The sequence below is a fragment of the Garicola koreensis genome, assembly GCF_014195445.1.
In the GTDB taxonomy this organism is placed as follows: domain Bacteria; phylum Actinomycetota; class Actinomycetes; order Actinomycetales; family Micrococcaceae; genus Nesterenkonia; species Nesterenkonia koreensis.
In genome coordinates this window covers 1-14660 of record NZ_JACIBT010000002.1, presented here as the reverse complement: position 1 = coordinate 14660, position 14660 = coordinate 1, and the positions used below count along the sequence as shown (strand labels likewise).

At 63.9% G+C, this 14660-nt stretch carries 13 protein-coding genes; 1 reads left to right on the top strand and 12 read right to left on the bottom strand.

What is annotated here, in order from left to right; translation table 11 throughout:
* The first annotated feature begins 132 nt into the window (after positions 1-132).
* Positions 133-1128, top strand: coding sequence for a hypothetical protein (locus tag FHX47_RS05430; RefSeq protein WP_183357908.1), 996 nt, complete (start codon positions 133-135; stop codon positions 1126-1128).
* A gap of 71 nt (positions 1129-1199) precedes the next feature.
* On the opposite strand, the gene FHX47_RS05425 is transcribed toward FHX47_RS05430, so the two are convergent.
* The 12 genes from FHX47_RS05425 to FHX47_RS05370 all read right to left on the bottom strand — a co-directional run.
* Entirely contained in the window at positions 1200-2483 is a 1284-nt protein-coding gene (locus FHX47_RS05425) for a citrate synthase (RefSeq protein WP_183357907.1), read from the bottom strand.
* 137 nt (positions 2484-2620) lie between these two features.
* Positions 2621-3745, bottom strand: coding sequence for a succinyldiaminopimelate transaminase (dapC, locus tag FHX47_RS05420; protein ID WP_183357906.1), 1125 nt, complete (start codon positions 3743-3745; stop codon positions 2621-2623).
* Positions 3746-3748: 3 nt separating this feature from the next.
* A complete protein-coding gene (fdxA, locus tag FHX47_RS05415) occupies positions 3749-4075 on the bottom strand; it encodes a ferredoxin (protein ID WP_183357905.1) in 327 nt (108 codons plus the stop codon).
* Positions 4076-4145: 70 nt separating this feature from the next.
* Positions 4146-4586, bottom strand: a complete 441-nt coding sequence (locus FHX47_RS05410; protein ID WP_183357904.1) for a hypothetical protein — start codon at positions 4584-4586, stop codon at positions 4146-4148.
* Between the two features lie 17 nt (positions 4587-4603).
* A complete protein-coding gene (typA, locus tag FHX47_RS05405) occupies positions 4604-6526 on the bottom strand; it encodes a translational GTPase TypA (RefSeq protein WP_183357903.1) in 1923 nt (640 codons plus the stop codon).
* Positions 6527-6642: 116 nt separating this feature from the next.
* Entirely contained in the window at positions 6643-7698 is a 1056-nt protein-coding gene (locus FHX47_RS05400) for an ABC transporter ATP-binding protein (RefSeq protein WP_183357902.1), read from the bottom strand.
* Positions 7695-8750, bottom strand: coding sequence for an ABC transporter ATP-binding protein (locus FHX47_RS05395; protein ID WP_183357901.1), 1056 nt, complete (start codon positions 8748-8750; stop codon positions 7695-7697). The genes FHX47_RS05400 and FHX47_RS05395 overlap by 4 nt, the downstream gene beginning before the upstream one ends.
* A gap of 5 nt (positions 8751-8755) precedes the next feature.
* Complete coding sequence (locus FHX47_RS05390) at positions 8756-9682, bottom strand: ABC transporter permease (protein ID WP_246328048.1); 927 nt, start codon at positions 9680-9682, stop codon at positions 8756-8758.
* Positions 9683-9692: 10 nt separating this feature from the next.
* Positions 9693-10619, bottom strand: coding sequence for an ABC transporter permease (locus FHX47_RS05385; protein WP_183357899.1), 927 nt, complete (start codon positions 10617-10619; stop codon positions 9693-9695).
* A gap of 134 nt (positions 10620-10753) precedes the next feature.
* Positions 10754-12403, bottom strand: a complete 1650-nt coding sequence (locus FHX47_RS05380) for a peptide ABC transporter substrate-binding protein (RefSeq protein ID WP_183357898.1) — start codon at positions 12401-12403, stop codon at positions 10754-10756.
* Between the two features lie 148 nt (positions 12404-12551).
* Positions 12552-13601, bottom strand: coding sequence for a hypothetical protein (locus FHX47_RS05375; RefSeq protein WP_183357897.1), 1050 nt, complete (start codon positions 13599-13601; stop codon positions 12552-12554).
* A gap of 35 nt (positions 13602-13636) precedes the next feature.
* A partial coding sequence (locus FHX47_RS05370) for an ABC transporter ATP-binding protein (RefSeq protein WP_183357896.1) occupies positions 13637-14660 on the bottom strand: 1024 nt, incomplete at its 5' end.

Sequence of the window (14660 nt, the reverse complement as noted above, 5' to 3'; positions counted from 1 at the left end):
TGGGGCTGCCCGAGAGGGCGACAGGTCGCTGAGGTCTTCCCCAGGGCGGGGCTGCCGCCGGCGCCACGCCCGGGGCTGCACAGCTTGGGCGCTGAGCACCCGGGCTGAGCCGATTTCTGCCATGACTGGGGTATGAGCACCGTTTCGCCGCCCCCCGACCGACGTCGTCGGCCCCGCGACTATCCGCTGCCTGACCACGGCATCTCCGGAGCTCGGCTGAGACGGCGAGTGAGTGCCAACGATCTGCGCCATGCGGTGAGCAACGGATTCCTTCGGCGGGTCGCCCACGATCTGTATGTGCCTCACCACGGGCCCGCGTCAGCCGAGGAATCTGCTCAGCAGACGCTGCGAGCCCTGACGGCTGACACCTCACGCGTGGTTGGCCACGAGACGGCCGCGGCGCTGTGGGGGTTCCCAGGGTTCGGCTTGGACGCCCCATATCACCTGGTTCATCCTCGGCGGCGGTCCCGAACCCGGCACAGCGGTCTGGTGATCTCCCACAACGCCGACGTTGCCGAAGAGTTCATCAGCCTCTCCCACGGACTGCAGCTGACCAGCCCCGCCTGGACCTGGACGGACCTTGCACTGAAGCGCTCATTGTTGGATGGCCTCATACTTGCCGACCAGGCGCTGCGTCCGCCCCGGCCCGAGTACGAGTCGCGCACATCCGCACTGGCCCACCACGCGGAGCTTGCCCTGGCGGTGAAGGCCCGCGGCCGGGTCAACGGTGTCCGTCGGCTCCGCAGCATCCAGCAGTTGGCTCGAGTAGGGGCGGACTCCCCCATGGAGACCGCCCTGCGCTTCTCCATGCATCAGGCTGGGCTGCCGGAGCCGGCGGTGAACGAATGGCTCTGCGATGAGCGGGGCAACAGGGTCGTACAGCCAGACCTGAGCATCTGGGACTACCGGGTGGCGATCCAGTACGAGGGCTGGGAGTTCCATTCAGCTGCCGGGCAGATGCTCAAGGACGTGCGGCGTCAGGAAGACACTGAGGCGCTGGGCTGGTTGGAGGTGCGGATCACCAAGGAGCATATGCGCAGCCGCGCGGCCGCGGCGGTGGCCAAGATCGCCAGGGCGCTGCGCAGCCAAGGCTGGCGGTGCCCCTCCACGTTCGGTCACGCACTATGACCGCACGTGGCCGCGAATGACGGCGAAACTACCGTCCGGGTGCGTGACCGAACGGAGAGTGCGGCAGCGGCTCAGGCCCCGGGATAGTCTCGCTTCGACTCACCAATGTAGAGCTGGCGGGGCCGGCCGATCTTGGTGGGGCCCTGGGCATTCATCTCCCGCCACTGGGCGATCCAGCCCGGCAGCCGCCCCAGGGCGAAGAGCACAGTGAACATCTTCTCCGGGAACCCCATGGCCTTGTAGAGCAGACCGGTGTAGAAGTCGACGTTGGGGTAGAGCTTGCGCTCCACAAAATAGTCGTCCTCCAGAGCCTTCTGCTCCAGGCGCTGAGCAATGTCGAAGAGTTCGTCATCTCCGCCGAACTTGTGGAGCAGATCGTCGGCGAGGCCCTTGACGATCCGGGCGCGCGGGTCGTAGTTCTTATAGACCCGGTGACCGAAGCCCATCAGGCGAACCCCAGACTCCTTGTTCTTCACCTTCTCCATGAAATCTTCGGGGCTGGTGCCCTCGGCCTGAATCTCTTTGAGCATGTTCAGCACCGCCTCGTTCGCGCCCCCGTGGGCCGGCCCGTAGAGGGCGTTGACGCCGGCGGAGACGGAGGCGAAGAGGTTGGCCTGTGAGGATCCGACCATACGCACTGTGGAGGTTGAACAGTTCTGCTCGTGGTCAGCGTGCAGGATCAGCAGCGTATCCAGAGCCTTCACAATGTCCGGGTCCACCTCATACGGCTCGGCGGGCACGCCGAAGCAGCCGCGCAGGAAGTTGCCCACCAGATCCAGGCTGTTGTCCGGATAGAGCATCGGCTGACCGACCGACTTCTTATACGCATAGGCGGCGATGGTCGGCAGTTTGGCCAGCAGCCGGTAGGTGGAGCGCTCCACCTGATCAGGATCGAAGGGATCCAGCGAATCCGGGTAGTAGGTCGACAGGGCTGAGACCGCTGAGGAGAGCACCGGCATCGGGTGCGCGTCGCGCGGGAAGCCGCCGAAGAAGTTCTTCAGCTCCTCATTCAGCAGCGTGTGCCGACGGGTAAGACTGTCGAAGTCGTCCAGCTGCTGGGCGGTGGGCAGCTCGCCGTAGATGAGCAGGTAGGTGACTTCCTGGAAACTGGAGTTCTCGGCCAGCTGCTCAATGGGATAGCCCCGGTAGCGCAGAATGCCTTCGGCGCCGTCGATGTAGGTGATCGCCGACTCGGTGTTCGCGGTGTTCATGAAACCCGGGTCGTAGGTGACCGCACCGGTGGTGTTCAACAGGTTGGCAATGTCGAGGCCGTCGTTGCCCTCGACGGCGGAGACGGTGGGCAGCTCAAGGTCGTGCTCCTTGTACTGCAGCCGTGCTGGGGTCTGCTCAGTCAACCTTCCCTCACTTCCTTACCGCTTGCCGCGGCTGCGTCGGGCCCCCGGCGCGGCTCTTCGTCTCCGCGCTGTCGGACACACGTGGGTGACAACACTAGATAACTTACCGTGCCGCGCGGCACGGGTGCGAATGCGCATCAGTTCCGCAGCCTCTGCGCGGCCGCTTCGATGCGTTCATCGGGCGCGGTCAGCGCCACCCGGATGAACCCGTCCCCGGCGGTGCCGTAGAAGACCCCGGGGCCGACCAGCACCCCTCGTTCGGCCATGCGCTGCACCAGCACCCAGGTGTCGAAGGGGCCGTCAGCGCCCTCGGCAGAGGGGTCGGCTCGGCACCACAGGTACAGGCCCGCGACCGAATGCTCCACCGTGAGTCCGGCTGCTTCCAACGCAGGTCTGAGGATATGACGACGACGCCGATACCTCTCACGCTGAGCCTGAACGTGCTCGTCGTCCTCCAACGCTGCGCGCAGGGCCTGCTGAACCGGGGACGGCATGATCATCCCGGCATGCTTGCGCGTCTTCAGCAGCCCGGCGATCAGCTGCGGGCAGCCCGCAGTGAAGGCGGCCCTATACCCGGCCAGATTCGACTGCTTGGAGACGGAGTAGACGGCCAGCAGGTTCTCGTGGCTTGCCCCGGCGACGCGAGGATCCAGGATCGAGGGGACCTCGTCGGCCTCCCACGGCAGCTCCGCGTAGCATTCGTCGCTGGCGACCACTGCGCCGATCCTGCGGGCCAGCTCCACCACCTGCCGCATCCAGTCGGCCGAGTCGACCCGACCGGTGGGGTTGGCCGGGGAGTTGAGCCAGATGAGCTTGACCTTCGACAGGGTCTGCTCATCGCACTGCAGCACGTCCTCGACCGCAAGGGCTTCAGCGCCGGCGATCATCGCTCCCATGTCATAGGTGGGGTAGGCAATCGTGGGTCGGATGACGACGTCGCCGGCGCCCAGCCCCAGCAGCGTAGGAAGCCATGCCACCAGTTCCTTCGAACCGATGGTCGGCAGCACATTCTCCGGGTCCAGGTCCGGCACGCCACGGCGCCGTGCGAACCACGCTGCGATGGCGGTTCGCAGGCCTAGGGTGCCGTGTGTGGTGGGATATCCGGGTGCGTCGGCCGCTGCCACCAGCGCTTGCCGTACGACCTGCGGCGTGGGATCCACCGGGGTGCCGATAGAGAGGTTGACTGCACCCCCAGGGTGCTGATCCGCCAGCTCCCGGTAGGGCTCCATGGCGTCCCAGGGATAGTCGGGCAGGCTCAGCATCGCCTAGACGTCGTGCTCCTGCAGCGGCAGCGCCTTGACGATCTCGTGGTCCTTCTCGATCACGCCGACCCCGGCTGCGCCGCCGGGAGACCCGATGTCGTCGAAGAACTCAACGTTGGCGCGGTAGTACTCTTCCCACTCTCCGGGGACGTCATCTTCGTAATAAATGGCTTCCACGGGGCAGACTGGTTCGCAGGCTCCGCAGTCGACACACTCATCAGGGTGGATGTAGAGCATGCGCTCGCCCTCGTAGATGCAGTCGACCGGACACTCATCGATGCATGACCTGTCTTTGAGATCCACACACGGCAACGCGATTACATACGTCATAGAGTCAGCTTTCCTTTCGACCCTTCCGGACCGGTCAAGGGCTACGGTGCTTGGTACTCCAGTCTACCGCTCAGCTGACTTTGGTGGAGGTGAGGTGACGTGCTGCATCTGCGGCCAGAACCCACTTCACCAGGATGAGGCCCACCAGGGTGATGGCCGCTGAGCCCAGCCACCACAGCAGGGAGGCGATCACCGGTCCGGGAAGGGACTGGAATGCCGCCGAGGAGTACGGAACCACCAACTGATCGGGTCCGGGCCAGATATAAGCAATGCTGGCCACGGAGAAGACAGTGGCCCCCAGCAGCAGCGGTTCGGTGAGTGAGCGAGCGGTGGTTCCGGCCCACAGCAGCCCCAGCAGCAGGATCAACAGCGCCAGGGCAGCGCCCCAAGGGAGCACAGCGCCGCTCTGAGCCTCACCGATGACCCAAATATTGCCGTGCAGAGCGGTGCCGATGATGCCGATGATGATCCCTGCGGCGAAGCAGATGCCGAGCAGAACTGGACGAGGCATGATTCAGGGTGAGCCGCTCAGACCGCCGTCGCGGACTTCTTCTGGCGTGCAGCCTTCATCCGCTCAGCGGAGTTGAGGATCACCTTGCGGATACGGATGGCCTCCGGGGTGACCTCCACGCATTCGTCCTCCCCGGCGAACTCCAGGGACTCCTCCAGGGTGAGTTTGTCCGGCGGGGTCAGTCCTTCGAAGGAGTCTGCTGAAGCGGCCCGCATATTGGTGAGCTTCTTCTCCTTGGTGATATTGACCTCCATGTCTTCGTTGCGAGAGTTCTCGCCCACTACCTGACCTGCGTAGACCTCACTGGTCGTCTCGACGAAGAAGGTGCCTTTGTCTTGGAGATTCATCATCGCGAACGGCGTAGCGACCCCTGCACGGTCTGCGATCAGTGAGCCGGAGACCCGGTAGCTGATCTGGCCCTTCCACGGCTCGTAGCCGGCAGCGTAGGAGGAGGCGATGCCGGCACCGCGGGTCTCAGTGAGGAACTTGGTGCGGAAGCCGATGAGTCCGCGGGCGGGCACCATGAACTCCATACGGACCCAGCCGGTGCCGTTGTTGGCCATAGTGGACATGGTGCCCTTGCGCCCCGCCATCAGCTGGGTGATCGCACCCATGTACTCCTCCGGGGCATCAATGGTCATGTTCTCCATCGGTTCGTGCAGCACACCATCGATCTGCTGGGTGACGACCCGGGGCTTGCCTACGGTCAGCTCGAAGCCCTCGCGGCGCATCTGCTCCACCAGGATCGCCAAGGCAAGCTCACCGCGTCCTTGGACCTCCCACATGTCCGGGCGCTCGGTGGGCAGCACACGCAGCGAGACGTTGCCGACCAGCTCGGCCTCCAACCGGTCTTTGACCTGCCGGGCAGTCACCTTGGCACCTTTGACCCGCCCGGCCATAGGTGAGGTGTTGATGCCCACTGTCATGGAGATTGCCGGGTCATCGATCACAATGTCCTGCAGCGGCTTGGGGTTGTTCAGATCAGTGAGCGTCTCACCGATCATGATGTCGGAGATCCCGGCCACGGCCACAATCTCACCGGCGCCGGCAGAGTCGGTCGAGACACGCTCCAGGCCCTTGGTGGCCAGCAGCTCGGTGATCTTCACCGTGCTGATGCTGCCGTCCTTGCGCGCCCAGGCCACCTGCTGATTCTTCTTCAGGGTTCCGTTGAATATCCGCATCAGCGCCAGTCGGCCCAAAAACGGGCTGGCGTCGAGGTTGGTGACGTGGGCCTGCAGGACCTCGTCCTCGTCGAAGGTGGGAGCAGGCACATGGTCCAGGATGGTTTCGAACAGCGGTTCGAGGTCCTCATTGTTCGGCAGGCCGCCGTCGTCCGGCTGCTCCTTGGAGGCTCGTCCTGCTTTGCCCGAGGCGTAGACCACCGGAACGTCCAGAACGGCGTCCAGATCCAGGTCGGGGTCCTCTTCGGCGACGTCGCTGGCCAGGCCCAGCAGCAGATCCATCGCGTCGGAGACCACTCCTTCGATGCGCGCGTCGGGCCGGTCGGTCTTATTGACCACCAGGATCACCGGCAGCGAGGCGTTCAGTGCCTTGCGCAGCACGAACCGGGTCTGCGGCAGCGGTCCCTCGGAGGCGTCCACCAGCAGCACGACGCCGTCGACCATGCTCAGGCCGCGCTCGACCTCACCGCCGAAGTCGGCGTGGCCGGGCGTGTCGATGATGTTCATGGTGACCGTCTCAGCCCCAGCGCGCTCCTCGGCGGCGGGGCCGGAGTAGAACACGGTGGTGTTCTTCGCCAGGATCGTGATGCCCTTCTCCCGCTCCAGATCACCGGAGTCCATTACCCGGTCCTGGAGGTCACCGTGGCCGCCGACCGCTTTGGTCTGGCGCAGCATGGCGTCGACCAGGGTGGTCTTACCGTGGTCGACGTGGGCGACGATCGCGACGTTGCGCAGATCTTTGCGTTCAGTAGAGCTCATGGAGAAGTTTGGGCCTTCCGGGGGTTTGAAGCGAGTGCTCAACTACACCATTGTACGCGCTGCCGGCGAATCCCGATCACCGGCAAAGCGGCCACCCATTACTTTCCAGGTTCAGTTCATGACGAGTCTGTGGGGAATTCGGCCTGGACGCTGGCGTAGTGGCAGGCTGAACGCTGGGTGATTCCGGGGCGCACGATGAGCTCCGGCTCCTGCTCCACACAGATTTCGGTGGCTTTCCAGCACCGGGTGCGGAATCGGCATCCCGAGGGCGGGTTTGCCGGGTTCGGCGGGTCGCCCTTGAGGACGATCTCCTCACGCGACTCGCGCAGCCTCGGATCCGGCACCGGCACGGCCGAGAGCAGCGCCTGGGTGTATGGGTGGGAGGGCATCCGGTAGATCTCGTCGTCGTTGCCCAGCTCGGCGAATTTGCCCAGGTACATCACCGCCACCCGGTCAGCGATGTGTCGGACCACCGAGAGGTCGTGGGCGATGAAGATGTAGCTGAGCCCCAACTCCTGCTGCAGGTCCTCCAGCAGATTCATCACCTGAGCCTGCACGGAGACGTCCAGTGCTGAGACCGGCTCATCGCAGATGATGACGTCAGGATTCAGCGCCAGGCCCCGGGCGATGCCGATGCGCTGGCGCTGGCCCCCGGAGAACTGGTGCGGGTAGCGGTTGATGTGCTCGGGGTCGAGCCCGACCAGGTCCAGCAGCTCCATAACCCGGTTCCGCACGCCCTGTGCGGGTTTGGCCTCCGGGTGCAGTTTGAACGGTTCGGCGATGATGTCGCCCACCGACATGCGTGGGTTGAGCGAGGTGTAGGGGTCCTGGAAGATGATCTGGATCTTCCGGCGCATACGACGCAGGTCCTCGCCCTTGAGTGAGAGGAAGTCCTCTCCGCGGAAGGTCACCGAACCGGAGTCCGGCTCCTCCAGCCGCATCAGCAGTTTGGCCACAGTGGACTTGCCGCAGCCGGACTCACCGACGATACCGATCGTCTCGCCGCGTCGCAGCTGGAAGCTGACCCCGTCGACGGCCTGGACTGCACCGGTGCGGCGTTTGAAGACCGTCCCCTCCTTGATGGGGAAGTGCTTCACCAGGTCCTTCACGTCCAAGACGACTTCAGAGTCGGCGAAGGGGTCCTGCGGCGCGTCGACGGCTGGCTGGCTCATGCCTGAGCCTCCTCTCGGGGCTGCCGAGTCCCATTGTAGATCTCTTCGCGATAGTGGCACGCAGAGGTGTGTTCGGCAACCACCGGCAGCAGTCCGGGGCGCTCAGCGCTGCACAAGTCGGTGGCATAGGGGCAGCGCGGGTGGAACGGGCAGCCCGAGGGCATATCCGTCAGCGACGGCGGCAGTCCGGAGATGGCGTTGAGCCGCTCGTCCTGACCGTCAATGCGCGGCACCGAATTCAGCAGGCCCTCTGTATAGGGATGGGCCGGTTGGGCGTATATCTCGTAGACGTCGGAGACTTCCATCACCTGCCCGGCATACATCACCGCGATCTTATCGGCCACATCGGCGACGACGCCCAAATCGTGGGTGATGAGGATCAGTCCCATGTTGTTCTCGACCTGCAGCTCCTTGAGCAGCCGCATCACCTGGGCCTGGACGGTGACGTCCAGAGCTGTGGTGGGCTCATCGGCGATGAGCACATCCGGGTCCAGGGCGATGGCCATGGCAATCATGATCCGCTGGCGCATCCCACCGGAGAACTGGTGGGGAAAGTCGCCCACCCGTTCCTCTGCCGCGGGGATGCCCACCCGCTGCATCATGGCGATGGACTTCTGCCGGGCCAGCTTGCGGTTCATTCCTTGGTGGACCCGAAACATCTCCGCGATCTGCCAGCCGACCGGCAGCACCGGGTTCAGCGCGGAGAGCGCGTCCTGAAAGATCATGGAGATGCTTACTCCGCGCAGTTTGCGGCGCTTCTCCGGCTTCATCGTCAGCAGGTCCTCACCGCGGTAGCGGATCTCACCGCCGGCGATGTGCCCCGGGGGCATGTCCAGGATTCCCATGATGGTCTGGGCGGTCACAGACTTTCCGGATCCGGATTCACCCAGGATCGCCAGCGTCTCACCAGCATTCAGCGTCACATTCAGTCCATTGATGGCTTGGGCAACCCCGGCTTTGGTGTGAAACTCCACATGAAGGTCCACCACTTCCAGCAGCGGGGACGCCGTGTCGCCAGTGAATGAGGGCTCGGGCGTGCGGGGTGTGGTCATCTGACTCACCTCTTCTTGGACTTCGGGTCAAGGGCGTCGCGCAGCGCCTCGCCCATAGAGGTGAAGGCGAAGACGGTTAGGGCGACGAAGATCAGCGGGAACGTCAGCAGATGCGGCAGCTGCTGCAAGTAGCTTTTTGCCTCGTCGAGCTGCAGCCCCCAGGAGATCGCCGGCAGCTGCAAACCCACCCCGAGGAAGGTCAGAGTCGCCTCTGCGCCGATGACGATTCCTGTGAACACCGCCGCGTAGCCGACCACCGGGCCCAGCGAGTTGGGCAGAATATGACGTCGCATGATGGTCAGCGGCCCAGCGCCCAGCGCCCGTGCTGCGGTGATGTAGTCGTTGTTGATCACCGCCAACACGGAGCCGCGCATCAGCCTGGCGAACGTGGGCCAGGTGAAGACAATCAGGATGAGAGACACATCCCAGACGCTGCGCTCCGACTGAACCGCGAGGAACACCAAGGCTCCCAAGAGGTAGGGGATGGCGAAGACCAGGTCGGTGAGGCGCATGAGAACCGCATCGACCCAACCGCCGAAGAAGGCGGCGACGAGACCCAGCGCCACACCGATGACAAAGACGCTCAACGAGACGATGACCCCTACAGCCATGGAATTTGCGGCTCCATAGATCACCCGGGCGTAGTAGTCGCAGCCCTGGATGTCTGTGCCGAACCAGTGCTCGGCCGAGGGCTCCTGCCGCGAGCGCGAAAGCGGGCAGGCTCGTGGGTCATTGTCGGTGAAAAGCTGGGGGAACAGTGCCATGGTGACCAGGACCACCAGCAGCACCGCCGAGACGACGAACCAGGGGTTTCGGCGCAGCGAACGCCAGGCGTCCATCCAGAGGCTGGCCTCCTCCTGGGCCTTGGCCTTCTTCGGCGCCGGTGGCGGCTCCCCCGCGGCCACAGTGTGTGCTTTGTTCAGCTCAGTCATAGCGGCTCTCCTAGTCGTAGCGGATACGGGGGTCGATGGCGGCATAGAGAAGATCAACCACGAGGTTGAGCACCACGTAGAAGAGGACAAACAGGGTCACGATGCCGACCACCACAGTGTTCTCCTGGGCTTGGATGGAGCGGAAGATCTGACCGCCCAAGCCGGTGAGGTTGAAGATGGTCTCCACCACCACGGTGCCCCCGAGCATGGTCGCCAGATCTGCACCGAGGAATGTCACCACCGGGATCAGCGAATTGCGCAGTCCGTGACGGACCACGACCCTGCTGCGCCTCATGCCCTTGGCGGTGGCTGTGCGCACGTAGTCCGACTGCAGGGCCTCCACCAGTTCACTGCGCAGCATGCGGGCCACGATGCCGGTGGAGACGGCCCCCAGGGTGATTCCCGGCAGGACGTAGCTGACCAGGCCTTCTCTGGTGCCGGCAATGGGGAACCATTCGAGGTTGAGCCCAAAGGTCAGCTGCAGCAGAAAACCGATGGCCAGGGTGGGCACTGCCACCACGATGACCAGCGACACCTGGACCATCCGGTCCAGGAAGCTGTCCTTGTAGACCGCAGCCAGGACGCCGGCGATGACCCCAATGACGATTTGGAAGCTCAGGGCCACCAGCGCCAGGGTCACCGTGATCGGCAGGCCCTGCTGGATGATGTCCAGCACCGGGCGCCCCTGGAATGTGGTGCCGAAGTCACCCGCGGTGAACACTCCCCACATGTACTTGGCGTACTGCACAAGGAAGGGGTCGTTGAGGTTGTACTGCTCACGCAGCGTCTCCAAGACCTGAGGACTCATCGGCCGGTCTCCGGAGAGCGCCCGGATGGGGTCGCCGGGCATCAGGAAGACCATGGCGTAGACGATGAGCGTGGCCGCAATCACTACCGGGATGAACTGCAGCATACGCCGAATGATGTAGCCGGTCATGGGTGTCCTTGCATGGGTTCAGCGGGTACGGTGAGTCGTTTCATCGTGGGGGGTCTCCATCGTCACGCGCAAGCGACCCGCACCAGGATGAAGACCATTGCTGGTGCGGGCCACGTGCTGTGTGTCGAGAAGAGCTACTCCTCGTTGACCACGAGCTGCTCGACCCGCAGGAAGGTGCGGGGGTCCATCTGCACCGAATCGTGCTGAATCCGGTCGCTGTGCACCACGCCCTGGCTCTGGAAGAACATCGGGATCACCGGCATCTCCTCGAGCAGAATGTCCTCGGCCTCCTGGTATATCGAGTCTGCCTCTTCGGGATCGGCCGCGTTGGCCTCAGCGATCAGATTGTCAAACTCCTCATTGGAGAAGTCGGCGTAGTTCGACGATTTGCCTGTGGTGTAGATCGGCTCCATCGCGTACTGCGGGCTCGGGTAGGAGAGCACCCAGCCCAAGCGGAACGGGCCAGTGACTTCCTGGTTGTCATGCAGATCCAGGTACTGGGCGAACTCCAGGGACTCAAAGGAGATGTTCTCAATCCCCAGGTGCTCCTGCCACTGGTTGCTGACCGCTTCGACCCAGTCCTCGTGACCGGCACCGGAGTTGAAGTAGATGGTCAGCTCACTGGGACCGTCAGCCTCCTCGTAGAGCTCAGCTGCCGCCTCCGGATCGAAGTCACAGTAGTCGCAGGCGTCCTCGCGGGCAGAGGGCAGCATGGGGGGAATGATGTTGCCGGCCGGAACCTGGGCACCGTCGAAGATGTTGTCGATGATCAGCTGACGGTCGATGGCCATGGAGAGTGCGTGGCGAACATCCTTGTCCTGGAACTCCTCCTGGTAGAGCGGCAGTCCCATGTAGGTGAATGAGGAGGTGTCGAACATCGTCTGGTTGTCTCCGAAGTCTGCCTCCATGGTTGACAGGCGGTTCGGCGGCACTGAGTCCATGATGTCTAGTGTGCCTGCCTGAACGTCCAGGTAGGCGGTCTCTATGTCGTTGTAGATCTGCCATTCGATGCGCTCCGGAACTCCCGGATCCTCTCCGGGCCAGTCCTCGTACCGGTCGACGGCGATCTGCACATCGTGCTCCCATTCGCCGTCCATCTGGTACCGGCCGTTGCCGACCGGTGCCTGCTCAAACGACTCCGGATCCTCAAATGCTTCTGCGGGCATCGGGTAGAACCCGGTGTAGGACAGCATCATGGGCAGCGGCGAGAAGGGCTCGTTGAGCTCGAACTCCAAGGTGTAGTCGTCCGTTGCGGTGACGCCTGCCAGCTCTTCGGCGTCCCCGTTGACCACATCCTCGTAGCCGACGATGACGTCGTAGAAGCTGGTGTTCTGCTGAGCGTTGTCCGGGTCTACGACCCAGTTAAAGGTCTCGACGAAGGTGTTGGCGTCGATCGGGTCACCATTGTGGAAGGTCCAGTCCTCACCGAGGGTGAATGTCCACTCGGTCTGGTCCTCGTTGGACTCCCAATCGGTGGCGACACCCGGGACAGCCTCGTAGGTCTCGTAGTCCACCTGGGTGAGACCGGTGAACAGCTGCTCCAGCACCCAGGATCCGCAGACCTCGGTGGAGTTCGACGGCATCAGGTTCTGCGGCTCACAGTTATAGGCGGAGACGGTGCCGCCCCCGGCAGCTTCAGCGCCACCGTTGTCAGCGGTGCCGTTGCCGCCATCGCCATTGCCGTCGTCTCCGTTGCCGCAGGCGGCCAACACCAATGCGGCTGCTGCGGTCATGGCGACAGCACTGCGACGGCGCGCCGACCCTTGGGGTTTATGCGTGGTCATGATCAGTCTCCTCATCAATATGGAGCGTTCAAGTGATGTGAGACACACTAGTACACATTTCTGCCGAGCAATATTCTGACGCGGAATCGCACCGAACAATTGTTTCGTTTCATCGGTGCCGGCAATTCTCCGGTCTCAGCTGCTGTGATCAGTGCCGCTCCAGGATGACCGACCCTGCTTCCCAGGTCAGCAGGTAGTGGTTCTCCCCCACCGTCTGCAGAGATTCGAAACCTGCGTCGAACTGCTCCTGGGCCACCGCGGGGATCTCCACCGAATCTGCCGGTGCGTCCACGTCCAGCGGAGGCTCTGCAGGTTCAACACGTTCGGTGACGACGTCGACGGCGCTGAGCTGGTGCTCGGGGGTGTCTTCATCGAGGCCGTGATGGATCTGGAACTCATTCTCGCCGAGCCTGCCGGCGTTGAGATTGAGCACCTGACTCCACGCGGTCGCGTGTCCCTGGTGCTCACCGGTGATCTGCTGCGTCTCGACTCCACCGTCCAACCGCAGGCATTCTGGGTCGTCGTCGGAGCCCAGTGCGGCAGTGACCAGATCAGTGTCGCCGTGGTAGGTGGGGGTCTGCAGCACTACGTGGGAGCCTGCCGTTCCGACGCCGTAGAGCACCCGCTGACGGGAATCGGCCACGCTGTGGTCCCGGACGGGGTGAATCGTCTGCGCGGTCCAGGTGATCGAGGCTGTCTGCGGATCGAACAGCGACACCCGGTCAGTGCCGGTCCAATACTCCTCATGATGACCGATGAGCAGCTGGTCACCCACTGCCGCTGCCGAGTGCTGACGCTGCGTGATGCCGCCTGGGTCGAACTGACCCAGGACCGGCTGCGCATCGAACTCCTGCGCCACGATCTCTACTGCGGAGATGAGCTGCTGCTCATCCACGTCGTCGTCGCCGCTGAGCGCCTGCTGGTGCACATCCCAGTCTGCAAAAGGCGGTTGAACCCCCGAGGGGTCACCGACATGCACATACTCCCCGCAGGTCAGGCCCAGGGCGTCCGTCAGCCCTGACTCCCTGGGGTAGTCGTAGACGATGAACGCGACGACGCCGACTGCTGCAGCAAGTCCGGAGCCTTGGAGCAGCCTGCGCCGGCGCCATCGTCGGTGACTTTCACGCTTCTCAGCCATCCAGTCGCGTTTATGGGCGCGACTGTAGGCTGCGGTGAGGGCATTCGACGGCTCACTCAAGGGCAGGATCCTTCACTGGGGCCCGGCAGCTCGGCTCAGGTGGCGGTGAGCCCCTGGGCCTCCCACAGCTGCTGCCGCGCTGCGCGACGTTCATCCTGCTGGCGCGGGTCGGGCACCGGCGCTGCGGCCAGCAGCCGTTTGGTGTAGCCCATCTGTGGGTCGCGCAGAATCTGCTCCTTGTGCCCCTGTTCCACCACACGGCCCTTCTCCAGCACCATGATCTGGTCCGCCAACTGGTCGACCACGGCCAGATCGTGGCTGACGAACAGACACGCGAAGGCGTACTGCTCCTGCAGCTCGGCGAACATCTCCAGCACACGGGCCTGCACGGAGACGTCCAGCGCAGAGGTCGGCTCATCAGCGATCAGAATAGAGGGGCTCAGTGACAGGGCCCGGGCGATGCTGATGCGCTGACGCTGCCCGCCGGAGAGCTCGTGCGGGAACCGGTTGATGACCCCCGCGGGAAGCTTGACCGCCTCCAGCAGTTCGGCGGCCCGAGCTTTGCGATCCTTGGGCGAACCTACTTTGTGGACCACCATGGGCTCGGTGATGATGTCACCGATCGGAAAACGGGGGTCCAAGGAGGCCGCAGGATCCTGGAAGACCACACCGATCTCTCGCCGTGCAACCTTGCGTTCGGCTCCTTTGAGTGCCGGAAGGTTGCGTCCGCGGATCAGCAGCTCGCCCTCGTCAACGTCCAGCAGCCCCAGCACGGCCTTAGCGATCGTGGATTTGCCGGAACCAGATTCTCCGACCAGCCCCAGGATTTCACCCTTGGGCACGGCGAAGCTCACGTCCTCAACAACCCGCACCGGCTTACCCCGGTTGTTCCGGTAGGCCAGGGCGAGGTTCTTGCCCTCAATGACCGTTTCCTGCTCCGGCGCAGTCGTCGGTTGGGCAGCCTCCCGCCGATCCTTCGCGGAGACACCCTGAACGTCACCTTTCTGGTGCAGGGTGGGCATCGCATCCAGCAGCCGCCTGGTGTAGGGGTGTTCGGGCTGAAGCAGAATCTCCTCAGAGGATCCGGATTCGACCACCTGGCCCTGGAACATCACCACC